This window comes from Streptomyces sp. AK010 (genome assembly GCF_014207295.1).
GTDB lineage: Bacteria > Actinomycetota > Actinomycetes > Streptomycetales > Streptomycetaceae > Streptomyces > Streptomyces massasporeus.
Genome location: NZ_JACHCX010000012.1, coordinates 39,065 through 53,143 on the forward strand (window position 1 = coordinate 39,065; position 14,079 = coordinate 53,143).

13 protein-coding genes and 1 pseudogene are annotated in these 14,079 nt (G+C 72.6%); 8 read left to right on the forward strand and 6 right to left on the reverse strand.

Annotated elements, in window-relative coordinates:
- Positions 1 to 13 precede the first annotated feature (13 nt).
- Both HDC93_RS22660 and rarD read left to right on the forward strand, forming a co-directional pair.
- Complete coding sequence (locus HDC93_RS22660) at positions 14 to 868, forward strand: SDR family oxidoreductase (RefSeq protein ID WP_185012689.1); 855 nt, start codon at positions 14 to 16, stop codon at positions 866 to 868.
- Positions 869 to 992: 124 nt separating this feature from the next.
- The gene (rarD, locus tag HDC93_RS22665) at positions 993 to 2,006 is read left to right on the forward strand and encodes an EamA family transporter RarD (RefSeq protein ID WP_311774597.1); all 1,014 of its coding nucleotides are present in this window, start codon (positions 993 to 995) and stop codon (positions 2,004 to 2,006) included.
- Positions 2,007 to 2,086: 80 nt separating this feature from the next.
- Here rarD and HDC93_RS22670 read toward each other — a convergent pair.
- A pseudogene (locus tag HDC93_RS22670) lies at positions 2,087 to 3,241 on the reverse strand (MFS transporter); the annotation flags it as partial.
- A 92-nt stretch (positions 3,242 to 3,333) separates the two neighbouring features.
- Here HDC93_RS22670 and HDC93_RS22675 point away from each other — a divergent pair.
- Complete coding sequence (locus HDC93_RS22675; RefSeq protein ID WP_185012691.1) at positions 3,334 to 3,783, forward strand: helix-turn-helix domain-containing protein; 450 nt, start codon at positions 3,334 to 3,336, stop codon at positions 3,781 to 3,783.
- On the opposite strand, the gene HDC93_RS22680 is transcribed toward HDC93_RS22675, so the two are convergent.
- Complete coding sequence (locus HDC93_RS22680; RefSeq protein WP_260419708.1) at positions 3,770 to 4,369, reverse strand: ABATE domain-containing protein; 600 nt, start codon at positions 4,367 to 4,369, stop codon at positions 3,770 to 3,772. The genes HDC93_RS22675 and HDC93_RS22680 overlap by 14 nt on opposite strands.
- A gap of 45 nt (positions 4,370 to 4,414) precedes the next feature.
- On the opposite strand from HDC93_RS22680, the gene HDC93_RS22685 reads away from it, so the two are divergent.
- Together HDC93_RS22685 and HDC93_RS22690 are read left to right on the forward strand one after the other, a co-directional pair.
- Positions 4,415 to 4,888, forward strand: coding sequence for a VOC family protein (locus HDC93_RS22685; protein ID WP_185012692.1), 474 nt, complete (start codon positions 4,415 to 4,417; stop codon positions 4,886 to 4,888).
- 227 nt (positions 4,889 to 5,115) lie between these two features.
- Positions 5,116 to 6,066 (forward strand): M28 family metallopeptidase, encoded by a 951-nt coding sequence (locus HDC93_RS22690; protein ID WP_185012693.1) that lies wholly within the window; start codon positions 5,116 to 5,118, stop codon positions 6,064 to 6,066.
- 15 nt (positions 6,067 to 6,081) lie between these two features.
- On the opposite strand, the gene HDC93_RS22695 is transcribed toward HDC93_RS22690, so the two are convergent.
- Positions 6,082 to 7,482 carry a tetratricopeptide repeat protein gene (locus HDC93_RS22695; RefSeq protein ID WP_185012694.1) on the reverse strand — a complete coding sequence of 467 codons (1,401 nt, stop codon included), beginning with the start codon at positions 7,480 to 7,482 and terminating at the stop codon, positions 6,082 to 6,084.
- Positions 7,483 to 7,641: 159 nt separating this feature from the next.
- Between HDC93_RS22695 and HDC93_RS22700 the strand changes: the two genes are divergently transcribed.
- Genes HDC93_RS22700 through HDC93_RS22710 form a run of 3 tightly spaced genes read left to right on the forward strand, consistent with a single transcriptional unit; the run spans position 7,642 to position 9,985 of the window.
- Positions 7,642 to 8,145, forward strand: a complete 504-nt coding sequence (locus HDC93_RS22700; RefSeq protein ID WP_185012695.1) for a DUF6668 family protein — start codon at positions 7,642 to 7,644, stop codon at positions 8,143 to 8,145.
- Between the two features lie 50 nt (positions 8,146 to 8,195).
- On the forward strand, positions 8,196 to 9,407 hold the full coding sequence (locus HDC93_RS22705) for an amidase (RefSeq protein ID WP_185012696.1): 1,212 nt from the start codon (positions 8,196 to 8,198) through the stop codon (positions 9,405 to 9,407).
- A complete protein-coding gene (locus HDC93_RS22710; protein WP_185012697.1) occupies positions 9,404 to 9,985 on the forward strand; it encodes a flavodoxin family protein in 582 nt (193 codons plus the stop codon). Before HDC93_RS22705 ends, HDC93_RS22710 begins: the two co-directional genes overlap by 4 nt.
- A 184-nt stretch (positions 9,986 to 10,169) precedes the next feature.
- Here HDC93_RS22710 and HDC93_RS38625 read toward each other — a convergent pair whose 3' ends face one another.
- The 3 genes from HDC93_RS38625 to HDC93_RS22730 all read right to left on the reverse strand — a co-directional run bounded on the left by HDC93_RS38625 (position 10,170) and on the right by HDC93_RS22730 (position 13,714).
- Positions 10,170 to 11,177 (reverse strand): ATP-binding cassette domain-containing protein, encoded by a 1,008-nt coding sequence (locus HDC93_RS38625; protein WP_260419709.1) that lies wholly within the window; start codon positions 11,175 to 11,177, stop codon positions 10,170 to 10,172.
- 41 nt (positions 11,178 to 11,218) lie between these two features.
- The gene (locus HDC93_RS22725; RefSeq protein ID WP_185012698.1) at positions 11,219 to 12,472 is read right to left on the reverse strand and encodes an outer membrane lipoprotein carrier protein LolA; all 1,254 of its coding nucleotides are present in this window, start codon (positions 12,470 to 12,472) and stop codon (positions 11,219 to 11,221) included.
- A gap of 231 nt (positions 12,473 to 12,703) precedes the next feature.
- Entirely contained in the window at positions 12,704 to 13,714 is a 1,011-nt protein-coding gene (locus HDC93_RS22730) for a polyprenyl synthetase family protein (protein ID WP_185012699.1), read from the reverse strand.
- Positions 13,715 to 14,079: the final 365 nt, after the last annotated feature.

Consider the following 14,079-nt stretch of genomic DNA (forward strand, 5'->3'; position numbering starts at 1 on the left):
GAGAGTCCTCACCATGAGCATCGTCGTCACCGGAGCCACCGGACACCTCGGCCGCCACGTCGTGGAGCAGCTGCTGGAGAAGGTCCCCGCCGGGCAGATCACCGCGGTCGTCCGCAACGCCGAGAAGGCCGCCGACTTCGCGGACCGCGGGGTGAAGATCGCGCTGGCCGACTACAACGACCCCGCCTCCTACGACGGTCTCTTCTCCGCCGGCGACAAGGTGCTGCTGATCTCCGGCAACGAGTTCGACAAAGGCCGGGTGCAGCAGCACAAGGTCGTCATCGACGCCGCCAAGGCCGCAGGTGTCGCCCTGCTCGCCTACACCAGCGCCCCCGGCACCCTGACCGCCGCGCTCGCCGACGACCACCGCGGCACCGAGGAGATCCTGCTGGACTCCGGTGTGCCTTACGCGCTGCTGCGCAACGGCTGGTACCACGAGAACTACACCGAGAACCTCGCCCCGGTGCTGGAGCACAACGCGGTCGTCGCCGCCGCCGGTGAGGGCAGGGTCTCCTCCGCCTCCCGCGCCGACTACGCCGCTGCCGCCGTCGCCGTGCTGACCGGTGAGGGACACGAGAACAAGACGTACGAGCTGGGCGGCGACACCCCCTGGAGCTTCGCCGAGTACGCGGCCGAGCTGAGCCGGCAGACCGGCAAGGAGATCGCCTACAACGCCGTCCCCGCCGAGGCCCTGGTGGGCATCCTGACCGGCGCGGGCCTGCCGGAGCCGTTCGCCCGGATCCTCGCGGGTGTCGACGCCTCCATCGAGAAGGGCGAGCTGGTCGTCTCCAGCGGCGACCTGTCCCGCCTGGCCGGCCGCCCGACCACCCCGTTCGCCGAGGCCGTCGCCGCCGCCCTCAAGGGCTGACACTCCCCCGCGTCACCTCACCCCCGGACTGTCATGACCGTATGCCGATACGGGCATGACAGCCGGGGGCGCCCGGCGTTACCGTCGTCCACGCGGACACACGCCAGGCGCGAAGGAGGGGCCCGTGACCGGCAAGCCGAGGGGTGAGCGGCACATAGGACTGCTGAACGGCTTCGCGGCCTACGGGATGTGGGGGCTCGTCCCCCTGTTCTGGCCCCTGCTGAAGCCGGCCGGCGCGGTGGAGATCCTGGCCCACCGGATGGTGTGGTCGCTGGTCTTCGTGGGCGCCGCCCTGCTGGTGATGCGCCGCTGGGCCTGGGCCGGTGAGCTGCTGCGGCAGCCCCGCAAGCTGGCGCTGATCACGGTCGCCGCGGCGGTCATCACCGTCAACTGGGGCCTGTACATCTGGTCCGTGAACTCCGGGCACGTGGTCGAGGCCTCGCTCGGATACTTCATCAACCCGCTGGTCACCATCGCGATGGGCGTGCTGCTGCTGAAGGAGCGGCTGCGGCCGGTGCAGTGGGCGGCGGTCGGGACCGGTGTCGTCGCGGTCGTCGTGCTGACCGTCGGCTACGGCCGGCCCCCGTGGATCTCGCTGTGTCTGGCGTTCTCCTTCGCCACCTACGGGCTGGTGAAGAAGAAGGTGGGTCTCGGCGGCATCGAGTCGCTGGCCGCCGAGACCGCGATCCAGTTCCTGCCCGCGCTCGCGTTCCTGGTGTGGCTGTCCGCGCGGGCCGAGGCCACCTTCGCCGGCGAGGGCGCGGGGCACGCGGCGCTGCTCGCCTCGGCCGGTATCGTCACGGCGCTCCCCTTGGTCTGCTTCGGCGCGGCCGCGATCCGCGTGCCCCTGTCCACCATCGGCCTGCTCCAGTACTCGACGCCGGTCCTGCAGTTCCTGCTCGGCATCCTCTACTTCCACGAGGAGATGCCGCCGGAGCGCTGGGCCGGGTTCGCGCTGGTGTGGCTGGCGCTGACGCTGCTCACCTGGGACGCCTTGCGCGCCGCCCGCCGGGCCTCCCGGACGCTGACCAGCGAGATCAGCGTGCCCAGCACCACCAGGGCGACCGGCACGGTCAGTGCCGCGCGGAACGCCGAGAGCGTGGCCTCCGGGCCGGACCCGGTGGACGCCAGGCCGTAGACCGCGGTCACCGCCGAGATGCCGATCGCGGAGCCGAACTGGGTGGCGGTGGTCAGCAGCCCGCCGGCCAGGCCCTGCTCCGACCCGGCCACCCCGTCCGTCGCCGCGATCGTCAGCGGTCCGTAGGCCAGGGCGAACGCGAAGCCGGAGAGCAGCAGGGTCGGGAACATCATGGCGTAGGACCAGTCCATGCCGACCGGCAGGAACAGCGCGTACGCGGCCACGGCCAGGACGAAACCGCCGGCGATCACCCGGGCGCTGCCGAAGCGGGCGACCAGTCTGGGCGTGAGCGTGGGTGCCAGGACGGCGTCGATGCCCATGACCACCAGGGCCACCGCCGTCTGCACGGGCGACCAGCCGCGCAGTTCCTGCAAGTAGAGCGTGACGACGAACTGGAAGCCGAAGAAGGCGCCGAGGAAGAGCAGCGCCCCGAGGTCGGCGCGCACGGCCGGGCTCCAGCGCAGCATGCCCAGCCGGACGAGCGGGTCGGGGCAGCGGCGCTCGACCGCGACGAAGACGCCGGCCGTGATCACCGCCGCGAGGCCCGAGGCCAGGGTGAGCGGCCAGTGGTGCAGACCGTGCTCCAAACGCACGACGGTGTAGGCGGCGAGCAGCATGGCGCCGGCGGCGGTGATCGCGCCGGGCAGGTCGAACGTGCGCCTCCGCTTGGGCGGGGCGTCGCGCCGCGGGATCAGGCGTACGGCCGCGAGGAGCAGGGTGGCGGCCAGCAGCACGGGGGCGAAGAACACCCAGCGCCAGCCGATCTCGGTGAGCAGGCCGCCGATCACCAGACCGAGGGAGAAGCCGGCCGCGCCCGTCCCGGCGAAGACCAGCAGGGCCTTGTTGCGCTGCGGGCCCTCCTCGTACGACGTGGTGATCAGGGAGAGCGCGGCCGGGGTCATGAACGCGGCGGCGACACCCGTGACGAACCGGGAGACGATCAGCATCCAGCCGTCGGTCGCGAAGCCGCCGAGCCCCGAGAAGGCGAGGAAGACGGTCAGCCAGAGCAGGAACATCCGCCGCCGTCCGAGCAGGTCGGCGGCCCGCCCGCCCAGCAGGGTGAAGCCGGCGTAGCCGAGCACGTAGGCGCTCATCACCCAGGCCGCGGTGCCGGTGGCGAGGCCGAGATCGGCGCGGACGGCCGGGATCGCCACCGCCATCATCGCGACGTCGATGCCTTCGAGGAAGATCGTTCCGCACAGAACGAGCAGTAGCGCCCAGGCACGGGTGCCCATGAGTCAACACTCCTCCGGTATGGGGCGGTTACGCAAGTAAGGGTCGGTTCCCTCTTGTAACCACGACCCACCCTGCGGCAGCATCGACAGACATGGAAGAAGGCACTTCTGAGTCACCGAGTCACTGCGAGAGCACCGTGGACCACGGCGACGCCGATCCCTTCCAGTGGGACACCCGCGAGGACTGCCAGGTCCGGCAGATCCTCGACCGGATCGCCGACAAGTGGTCGCTGCTGGTCATCGCACTGCTGGACAACCGGCGGCTGCGCTTCACCGAGCTGCGCCGGGAGATCGACGGTGTCAGCCAGCGGATGCTGACGGTGACCCTGCGCTCGCTGGAGCGGGACGGCATGGTGAAGCGGACGGTGTACCCGGTGGTTCCGCCGCGGGTGGAGTACGAACTGACCTCCCTCGGCAGGACGCTGCACACCACGATCCAGTCGCTGGTGACCTGGACGGAGGCGCACCAGGAGGAGATCGCGGCGGCCCGGACCGCGTACGACACGCGTACGGCCGAGGCCCCAAAGGCTACGACTCCGTAGACGTGTGGCGGGCGCGGTGCGCCCGGACCTTCTCGCGGTTCCCGCAGTGCTCCATCGCGCACCAGCGGCGGCGGCCCGGGCGGGAGGTGTCGACGAAGAGCAGGTGGCAGTTGTGGGCGCCGCACTCGCGGACGCGGTCGGCGTGGGGCCCGGTGAACAGGTCGATCGCGTCGCGGGCGACGGTCGCGAGCAGGTGGGTGCCGGTGGCGCCGGGGGCCCAGGCGCGGGAGCCGTCGGGCTCGATGCGGGCGATGAGCGGGGGCGCGGCCGCTGCCGCGTTGACGACCTCCAGTTGCGCGGCGCGCAGGGGGCGGCCGTGGGCGCGGTCGGCCGCGAGCAGGAACACCGCGTCGCGCAGGGCGCGGGCCCGTTCGAGTTCCGCGGCGGAGACGGTGAGGTCCAGTCCGTCCGGCAGCCGGCTGCGCCCGGCCCAGGTGACCAGGTCGGCGGGTTCGTGCAGCACCTCCCAGCGGGCGAAGGCCCCGGGGCCGCCCGTGACCGTCAGCTCCAGGCACAGGGTGCCGGGGTCGAAGCGGTAGGGCTTGCCCTGGCCCGAGACCAGCGTCAGACCGGGCGTTCGATCCAACGTTCCCCCTGTGCGTCCACTCACCTAACCAGTATAAGTGGTTACATGACGCAGACACCCGCATCACCGACTCCCGTGCACTGGAAACTCGTCATCGACGCGAACGACCCGCATGCGCAGGCCGACTTCTGGGCCGCCGCCCTGCACTACGAGGTCGAGGACAACAGCGCCCTGATCGGGAAGCTGCTCGGCTTCGGCGCCCTGCCGGAGGAGGCCACGGTCGAGTTCCACGGCCGCCGCGCCTTCCGGGACCTGGTCGCCGTACGGCACCCCGAGGATCCGTTCGAGGAGGAGAGCGGGACCGGGCTGGGGCGGAGGCTGCTGTTCCAGCGGGTGCCGGAGGCGAAGACGGGCAAGAACCGGCTGCACCTCGATCTGCACCCGGGCGAGGGGCGCCGCGACGAGGAGGTCGCACGGCTGGAGGGGCTCGGGGCCGGTGCGCTGCGGCGGGTGAAGGAGCAGGGCGGCGAGTGGGTCGTGATGGCGGACCCGGAGGGGAACGAGTTCTGCGTCCAGTGAGCGGGCGCCGGCGGGGACCGGGCTCCGCGCCCTGTGACACGGGCGCGTGCGGGGACCGGGTTCCGCACCCCGTGACACGGACGCCGGAGCCCTGCGCTCCGTAACGCCCTGGCCAAATACGTACCTTGACGGAGAGTCAGTACCAGCTTCACCATCCAGGCACCCCATTCACTGTGGGCGGCCCGTGGACACCCCACGGGCTTCCCGACGGAATCCGGAGCCCCCACATGAAGCTCTCCGTTTCCGCGCGCGCCGTCGCCGCGGGCGGCATGGCAACAGCCATGCTCCTGACCGGCGGTGCCGTGGCCGACGCCGCGTCGTCCGCTCCCCCCAGAGCGGCCGCCGCGCCGGACATACCCGTGGCGAACGTCAAGACCCACCTGTCCCAGCTGCAGTCCATAGCCACCGCCAACGGCGGCAACCGGGCGCACGGCAGGGCCGGCTACAAGGCCTCGCTCGACTACGTGAAGGCCAAGCTGGACGCCGCCGGATACACCACCACGATCCAGCAGTTCACCGCGTCCGGCCGCACCGGCTACAACCTGATCGCCGACTGGCCGGGCGGCGACGCGAACCAGGTCGTGATGGCCGGCTCGCACCTCGACAGCGTCTCCTCGGGTGCCGGCATCAACGACAACGGCTCCGGCTCGTCCGCCGTCCTGGAGACCGCCCTGGCCGTGTCCCGGGCGCAGTACAAGCCCACCAAGCACCTGCGGTTCGCCTGGTGGGGCGCGGAGGAGCTCGGCCTGGTCGGCTCCCGCTACTACGTCAACCGGCTGGCCACCGGCGACCGTTCCAGGATCAGCGCCTATCTGAACTTCGACATGATCGGCTCCCCGAACCCCGGCTACTTCGTCTACGACGACGACCCCGCGATCGAGAAGACCTTCAAGGACTACTTCGGCGGCATCGGCGTCCCGACCGAGATCGAGACCGAGGGCGACGGCCGCTCCGACCACGCGCCCTTCAAGAGCGCGGGCGTGCCGGTGGGCGGTCTGTTCACCGGCGCGAGCCGGACGATGACGGCGGCGCAGGCGGCCAAGTGGGGCGGTACGGCGGGGCGGGCCTTCGACCGCTGCTACCACTCCTCCTGCGACACCACCGCCAACATCAACGACACCGCCCTGAACCGCAACAGCGACGCCCTCGCGTACGCGGTGTGGGAGCTGTCGGAGTAGCCCCCGGCGCAGCGCCTACGGGTTGCGGGCGGCGCGTTCGGCGAGACGGCCCATGCGGGCGCGGGCCGACTCCAGCTGCTCGACCTCCTCGGCGGCCGGGCCGTCCTCCGCGGCGAGTTCCGTCCACAGGCCGATCAGGTCACGCCCCAGCTCCAGTCCCAGCGCCGGGTCGCGCACCGCCCGCCAGGCGGTGGCCGCGCTCTCCACGTTGCCGTAGGCGGCCTCCGCGTCGCCGGCCCGGCGGCGGGCACCGGCCAGGTCGAGCGACAGCCGGCAGGCACGGAGCGGGTCGCCCGCCAAGTAGGCGATGTACGCGGTGAGTTCGCGCAGCCGGAGCACCTCGGGGTGCTCCGGCCCCAGCGCCCCCGACGCCTGCACGACGGTCTGCTCCGCCAGCCCGGCGGCGTCCTCGATCCTGCCTTCCTTCACCGCCTCGTTGATCCGCCCGACCGGCTCCGCGAGGAGCGCGGGCGCTCCGGGGTCGCCCGGGGCGGTGAGGGGTTCGTCCCCGAGCACGGCCTCCGCGACGGCGTCGAAGCCGCGCGGAGGGGTGGGCTTGGGGTCGGGGTCGGCGGCGATCAGGGCGGGGTCGGGGACGGCCCGGGGTCGCGGAGCCGGGGGTGTTTCCGGAACGGGGAGCGGCCTCGCGTCCATGGGCGGGGGCGGGCCGAACGCGCCGGTCGGCGGCGCGGCGGTGCCGGGCGGCATGACCGTGCCCGGGGCCGGTGGCGTGTCCTCCGGGGCGGGCTCGGCCGACTCCGGTACGGCGCGCAGCTCGAACGTCGGCACGGGTTCACCGGCCGGCTGCGGCTCGGGCACGGCGCGCAGCGGGAACGTCGGGGCCGAGCCGGACTCTCGCGGCAGGCGCAGCACGTGCGTGGCGCTGTCTTCGCGCGCGGGCCGGGGCTCGGGCGCCGGGGCGCCGCCGCTCGGGGTGTGCTCCGGCTCGGGCGGCGTCATGGCGTCGGTACCCCGGGCGGGCCGGGGCTCCGGCGGCTGCACGGCGTCGTTACCCCGCGCGTGCTGAGGCTCCGGCGGCAGGTCACCACGGACGTCCCGCGGCGGCTCCGGCGGGGCCGTGGCGACCGGCTCGGCCGTGAAGTGGCTGGAGCCGTCCGGGTCGACCTGGAGCGGGACGACGTAGCCGATGCGCTCGTCGCGGATCGTGGCGAGGACGGGGTGGCCGGTGGCGAGGGCGATGTGGTGGAGGCGGTTCAGGACGGCCCGCTGGATCTCCTCACCGGGGGCCGCGAAGACCGGGACGCCACCGACGGAGGCACCGTCGGACACCCCGCCGGCTCCCCCTCCCACGTCCGTTCCGGCCCTGGGGACATGGACGTCGATCGGCGCCGCCGGGGTCGCCGCGCGTGCGGCCTGCTTCTGTTCCCGCTTCTTCTCGCGGCTGAGTCGCGACATCGTCCCCTCACTCGGCGTCGTACACCTTCTGTCGAGTGTGTCCGCTCGCCTTCGTTTCTCACGTCACTACGGTGTCACAGGCTCGTCCCAAGGGCCGTCGGCCCCGGCTCGGTCGTGGTGACGGGCATGAAGACCGGGCGTACGAGGGAGGAGAGGGGCATGCACACAGGCATGCGACAGGGACCGGAGATCTGGCTGCGCGGCCCGGTGACGCCCCCGGAGCCGGTGCCGCCTGAGCCCGCGCACGCCCATGCCGCGGCCCGGCGCTTCTCCTGGGTCGGCACGCACGGCGGCGCGGGCGTCTCCACGCTCGCCGCGGTCTACGGCGGCCAGGACTGCGGCCGGTCCTGGCCCGGGCCCGGCGATCCCCCCTCGGTGCTGCTGGTCGCGCGGACGCACGCGGCCGGGCTGGACACGGCCGCCGGGGCGGTGGAGATCTTCCGGCGCGGCCGGGCTCCGCAGGGGCTCGACCTGGACGCCGTCGTCCTCGTGGCGGACGCCCCGGGCCGGCTGCCGCGCCCGCTCGCCCAGCGGGTCAGGGCGCTGGAGTCGGTCATCGACGTCTACCGCGTCCCGTGGGTGCCGTCCTGGCGGCTCGGCGAGCTCGGACACCCGCCGCGCGAGACGGAGACCCTGGCCCGGCTGACGGGAGCGGCACGCTGACAGCCGTCCCCGGGCCGGCCGCGCCCCTGCCGGGCGCGCCCCTGTCGGCCGTGGAGATCGCGGCGGGTGTGAAGGCCCGGGAGCTGCGCGCGACGGACGTGGTCGCGCAGGCCCTGGACCGGATCGAGCGGACCGATCCGCGGCTGTGCGCGTTCGTCGAGGTGTGGGGCGAGGAGGCGCTGCGGCGGGCGGGTGAGGTGGACCGGCGACTCGAACGGCGAGGCGCGGATCCCTCCCTTCCGCTGGCCGGTGTGCCGGTCGCCGTGAAGGGGCGGCACGGGCTGCGCACGGCGGGCCCGCTGCTCGCGGCCGGGGCCGTGGCCGTGGGGTCGACGTCCGTGCCCGGGCCGGGCACGCCCTGGCAGACCTGGGGGCTCGGGGCACGGGGCCGTACCGTCAATCCGTGGCGGGCCGACCGTACGCCGGGCGGCTCGTCGGCCGGGGCGGCGGCGGCCGTGGCGGCCGGGCTGGTGCCGCTGGCGACGGGCAGCGACGGGGCCGGGTCGGTGCGGATCCCGGCGGCGTGGTGCGGAGTGGTCGGTCTGAAGACCACGGCCGGGCGGCTGCCCTCCGCCGACCGTACGCGGCTCGCGGTCCCCGGTGTGCTCGCCCGTTCCGCCGCGGACGCGGCGAGGTGGTGGCAGGTGGTGACGGGCGAGCCGGAGCCCGCCCTCCCCGCCCTCCCCGTCACCGCCGTCTGGTCCCCCGGCCTCGGTTTCGCCGGGCCCGATCCGGAGCCGGTCGCGCTCGGCCGGGCCGCGGTGGAACGGCTCGTGGCCGCGGGTGTCATACGGCTCGTACGGCCGCGGGTGCCGGTGAGGCTCATGGATCCCGGGCCCGCGTGGCTCGCGCTGCGCACGCCCGGCGCCGACCTGGCCGGGGCCCACCGCGTCCGGGCCGAGAACGACCGGCGGCTGGCCGCGCTGTTCGCCGGCGTCGAGCTGCTGCTGACGCCCACGGCCCCCACCGCCCCGCACGGCCACGAGGGGCCCGGGGACCGCTACTCCACCTCCCTCACCTGGGCGTTCAACCTCAGCGGACACCCTGCCCTGAGCCTGCCCGCCGGGTTCGGCGGCGACGGCTGCCCGGCCGGGCTCCAGCTGGTCGCGCCACACGGGCGGGAGGCGCGGTTGCTGGCCGTGGCGCGGGAGGCGGAGGCGCGGACCGGAGGCTGGCGGGCACCCCTGGCGGATTTGAATGCGCACGCATATGATGCATACGCGTGTAATCGCCGTACGCCTTTCTTCTGGGGGACACCATGACCCGCCGTTTCCTTTTCGTCCTGGGCAGCGCTCGCCCCGAGGGCAACACCGAGCTGCTGGCCCGCCGGGCCGCCGAGCAGCTGCCCCCGGACGTCGAGCAGGAGTGGCTCGACCTCACCGAGGTCCCCGTGCCGGACTTCGAGGACCTGCGGCACGACAGCGACCACGTCCGCCCGACCGAGGGCAACGTGGCCCGGCTGCTGGACGCCACGCTCGCCGCGACGGACATCGTGATCGTCTCGCCCCTGTACTGGTACTCGGTCTCCGCACAGACCAAGCGCTACCTCGACTACTGGTCGGGCTGGCTGCGCACGCCCGGCCTGGACTTCAAGGCGACCCTGGCCGGCCGCACCCTGTGGGGCGTCACGGCCCTCGCGCACCCGCAGGAGGTGGTCGCCGACCCGCTCGTCGGGACGCTCCACAACTCCGCGGCGTACATGGGGATGCGCTTCGGCGGGGTGCTGCTCGGCAACGGCAGCAAGCCCGGTGACGTGCTGACCGACGACGCGGCGCTGACCCGCGCCAAGACCTTCTTCGAGCAGGAGGCACCGCTCGCCCGGTTCCTGTACGAGCGATGAGTCCCGGCGCGGCCGGACGCTAGTGCCGCGGCAGGCAACGTTTGCCCGTCAAGGAGCGGCGTCCGGTGCGTGCTCTCGGCGTGCCGGGTGCATGCCCTCGTACTGGATGTACTTGGGTTTGTGCCCGGTGCGGCGAGAGTGCGTGCCGGGCGTCGCGACGGGGCGAACGTTGCCTGCCGCGGCACTAGGCCGTGATGTCCTTCGCCGTGAAGCGCGCCCACGCCGCCGATCCGAACACCGCCGCGTACAGGGCCTGCAGGCCCAGGTTCTTCGTCAGGTCGTCCCAGTGGACCGGCTCGCGCATGAGGTCGGCGAAGGAGAGCCAGTAGTGGGAGAAGAAGTACGGCTGGAGGGCGTGCAGTTGCGGGATCTGGTCGAGGATCTGGACCGTGATCAGCAGGCCGACCGTGGTCGCCATCGCCGCGATGCCGCTGCCCGTCATGGTGGAGACGAACAGGCCGAGCGCGGCGACGCCGATCAGTGACGCCGCGACGGCCAGGGCGATCAGCAGGGCTCTGCCCAGGCCGTCGGCGAAGCTGATCTGCGTACCGGAGATGGTCGTCAGATCGCCGAGCGGGAAGAGCAGCGCGCCGACCGTCAGCGCCGACACGGCGACCACGAGTGTGGCGGCCAGGCAGAAGACGACGACCGTCGCGTACTTGGTGAGCAGCAGGCGGCTGCGGCCGGCCGGGGCGACCAGCAGATAGCGGAGCGTGCCCAGGGAGTACGCCTTGGCCTTCTTGCCCGCCGCGGACGTCAGGCCCACCCGGTCCAGGGCCGAGGCGACCCGGGTGCGCCGGGTGCGCGGGTCGGCGGCCGGGTCGGCGCTGTCGTAGCGGATCAGGTTGTCGCGGCCGGAGAGGAAGCCGTAGAGGGCGGGGCCCTCGATGAGGGCGCCGCCATGCGGCAGCACGGCGCGGGTGGCCCGGGGCATGGGCTGCCCCAGCACCCGGGCCGTGCCGGAGGTGGGCTCGATGAGGCCCATCAGCATGCGTCTGGTGGTGGTCTTGCCGGAGCCGTTGGGGCCGAGGAAGCCGAAGACGCTGCCCGCCGGGACGGTCAGGTCCAGGCCGTCGACGGCGAGATGTCCGCCGCGGTAGCGCTTGGTGAGCCCGCGGGTGGCGATGACCGGTTCCCCGGTCCCGGCCCGCGCCTCACTCCGCTCCGGTTGCGTGGCGGACACCTCGTCCATCGGCTTCCTCGCTCTCTCGAGGTCCCGTACGCCTGCGGGACCTACTTCCCGGCGTCGGCCGCCTTCACGAGCGCGTCCTTGGTGACCAGGCCGGCGTAGACCTTGCCGTCGTCGGTGACGAGGGCGTTGACCAGGCGGGTCGAGAAGACCGTGCCCGAGCCGAACTCGCCGTGGACCTTGTCGCCGAGCGAGTCGATGAAGCCGCCGAACTCGCCGCCGGCCTTGCCCGAGGGCACGCCTTCGCCGCCGGTGTCGAAGGTGGCGATGGCGTTCCAGCCCTCGCCGATGGTCTTCATGCCGTCGAGGCCCTGGCCGAAGTCCTTCCCGGCCTCCGGGGCGTGGCCCGGCGCCTCACCCAGGTCGAAGGGCTTGCCCGGGGCCTTGCGCGGAGTCTCGCCCGAGCCCTTGCCGGCGTCCTTCTCCTCGGTGACCTTCGCACCCTTGGGCGGGGTGAAGTCGAAGGTGGAGGCGGCCGGCTTGGCGAAGCTGACCTTCGTGAAGCCGATGTCGACCACGGCCGCGCCGCCGCTCGCCGGGGTCAGGGTGAACTTCAGCGGCATGCCGGTCCGCGCGTCCACGGCGACGCTGATCGCGCCGACCGTCGAGCCGGACTGCTTCGGCTTGACGACGAGCTTGTAGGCGTCCCGGCCGGCGACCCGGGCGGTGCCGTCGACGGTCACGGAGGTCGTGTCGTCGACCGCCTTCAGGGCCTCCTCGGCGAAGTCCTTCGGCGTGGCCGGCGGCTGCTGGTCCTTGCCGTGCTCCGGGCTCTTCGAAGAGGTGCCGTGGTAGACCTCGTTGGACTTGCTGTCGTAGCCCCAGACGTCCTTGCCGTTGTGGATGACGCTGTACTCGGCGGCGTTCTCCAGCAGCGACAGCTTCTGCCGGTCGGGGCCGTCGGCGGCGACGCGCAGGGTGTGCGTGCCGGAGGCGAGTTCGGTGAGCTTGGCCGTCGGGTCGGCGGAGGAGCCGCCCTCGCCCTGGCCCGCGGCGCCGGACAGCAGGCCGGACTCCAGGCCGCCGAGGTTCGGCAGGCCGAGGTCGGTGCTGATCTTCACCGTGCCGGACAGCTGCTGGACGTCGGACTTGGCGATCTTCTCGATGAGCTGCTGTGCGGTGATCTTCGGGAGGTCGGGGTCACCGGAGTCGGCGAGTGCGGGGACCAGCCCGATCGTCGCGGCCGCCACCCCTATCACCGTGACCGGGACGACGTACCGCGCGGCTTTGCGCCGCCCGGAGCGCTGCCCGTCGACCTCCCCGCCGGTCGTGCTGTCATCGGATGCGTACGGTGCCATGTGTGCCCTACCTCCGTGGTCGGCGGCGGCTGCCGGTGTCGTCCACGTACTCGTCCCTGAGCCGCCATTCTCACCCGAACAGGTGAGGAGTGGTGTTTTCCGTGGTCACCATCTGACCAAATCGGCCAGGGAGATACGTCAGACCCCGGGCTCAACTCCGTGTACTGCTGGGGTATGACACGGAGGGGCGGCTTCTCCCCCGACCCGTAGGGGTCGTACGGGAAAGACGTGCTAGCCGGCCCGGTGCACCACCGCGTCGCACAGCTCCAAAAGCGCCGCCTTCGCGGTGCACTCCGGCAGCGGTGCCAGCGCCGAACGGGCGTCCTGGGTGTAGCGGACGGTGTCCTGCCGGGCCTGCTCCAGCGCCGGGTGGGCCCGCAGCAGGCGCAGGGCCTCGGCGTGCCGTGCGTCGTCGGTGAGGTCGGAGTCGAGCAGCTCGCACAGGGCGATGTCCTCGGCGAGCCCGAGCCGGGCCGCCCGCTCGCGCAGCCGCAGCACCGGCAGCGTGGGGATGCCCTCGCGCAGGTCGGTGCCGGGGGTCTTGCCGGACTCGTGGGAGTCGGAGGCGATGTCCAGGACGTCGTCCGCGAGCTGGAAGGCGACGCCGAGCCGCTCGCCGTACTGGGTCAGGACGTCCACGACCGTCTCGTCGGCGCCGGACATCATCGCGCCGAACCGGCACGACACCGCGACCAGCGAGCCGGTCTTGCCGCCCAGCACGTCCAGGTAGTGCTCGACGGGGTCGCGGCCGTCCTGCGGTCCGGCCGTCTCCAGGATCTGGCCGGTCACCAGCCGCTCGAACGCCTCGGCCTGCACCCGCACGGCCTCCGGGCCGAGGTCGGCCAGGATGTGCGAGGCGCGGGCGAAGAGGAAGTCACCGGTGAGGACCGCGACGGAGTTGCCCCAGCGGGTGTTCGCGCTCGCGACGCCCCGGCGCACGGCGGCCTCGTCCATGACGTCGTCGTGGTAGAGCGTGGCGAGGTGGGTCAGCTCCACGACGACGGCCGACGGCACGATGCCGGGCGCGTGGCGGTCACCGAACTGGGCGGAGAGCATCACGAGCAGCGGGCGGAACCGCTTGCCGCCGGCCCGGACCAGATGCTGGGCGGCCTCCGTGATGAAGGGCACCTCGCTCTTGGTGGCCTCGAGCAAGCCTTCCTCGACAGCCGCCAATCCGGCCTGGACATCGGCCTCCAGAGCCTGGTCCCGCACGCTCAGCCCGAACGGCCCGACGTCGGTCACGAGGGGTCTCCTGTCTGCTGTGTCTGCCGGTGGTCACGCGGATTGTCGATAGGTCGCTGCCCTCACTCGAGTCAGCGTATCCGGTCACGTTTCGATCACCGCCAGCACCCATGGCTACAGGCTGGGTGGTATCCGATCACGACCGTTATGTTTTCGATCAACCCATAAGAACAGATATTTATCGACTTACCCAGGGGTAGCGAGTTATGCACGATTTGCCGCGATGAGTCGGCTAATTCCCCTTGGCGAAAATTGCCCCACGGACTCGTGATCAGTGAGTTGAATCACCCCTTTCCCTTTTCCCCCTCCCTGCGACAGCGGCCCCTAACGCCTTCCCCCGAAAGCCAGTTGAGCCTTGGCTCCCG

Bases quoted from the DNA above. Each gene is read 5' to 3' on its own strand.
- HDC93_RS22675 (WP_185012691.1), top strand. From the start codon at position 3,334: ATGGAAGAAGGCACTTCTGAGTCACCGAGTCACTGCGAGAGCACCGTG.
- HDC93_RS22660 (WP_185012689.1), top strand. From the start codon at position 14: ATGAGCATCGTCGTCACCGGAGCCACCGGACACCTCGGCCGCCACGTC.
- HDC93_RS22700 (WP_185012695.1), top strand. From the start codon at position 7,642: ATGCACACAGGCATGCGACAGGGACCGGAGATCTGGCTGCGCGGCCCG.
- HDC93_RS22710 (WP_185012697.1), top strand. From the start codon at position 9,404: ATGACCCGCCGTTTCCTTTTCGTCCTGGGCAGCGCTCGCCCCGAGGGC.
- HDC93_RS22685 (WP_185012692.1), top strand. From the start codon at position 4,415: ATGACGCAGACACCCGCATCACCGACTCCCGTGCACTGGAAACTCGTC.
- HDC93_RS22690 (WP_185012693.1), top strand. From the start codon at position 5,116: ATGAAGCTCTCCGTTTCCGCGCGCGCCGTCGCCGCGGGCGGCATGGCA.
- HDC93_RS22695 (WP_185012694.1), bottom strand. From the start codon at position 7,482: ATGTCGCGACTCAGCCGCGAGAAGAAGCGGGAACAGAAGCAGGCCGCA.
- HDC93_RS22725 (WP_185012698.1), bottom strand. From the start codon at position 12,472: ATGGCACCGTACGCATCCGATGACAGCACGACCGGCGGGGAGGTCGAC.
- HDC93_RS38625 (WP_260419709.1), bottom strand. From the start codon at position 11,177: ATGGACGAGGTGTCCGCCACGCAACCGGAGCGGAGTGAGGCGCGGGCC.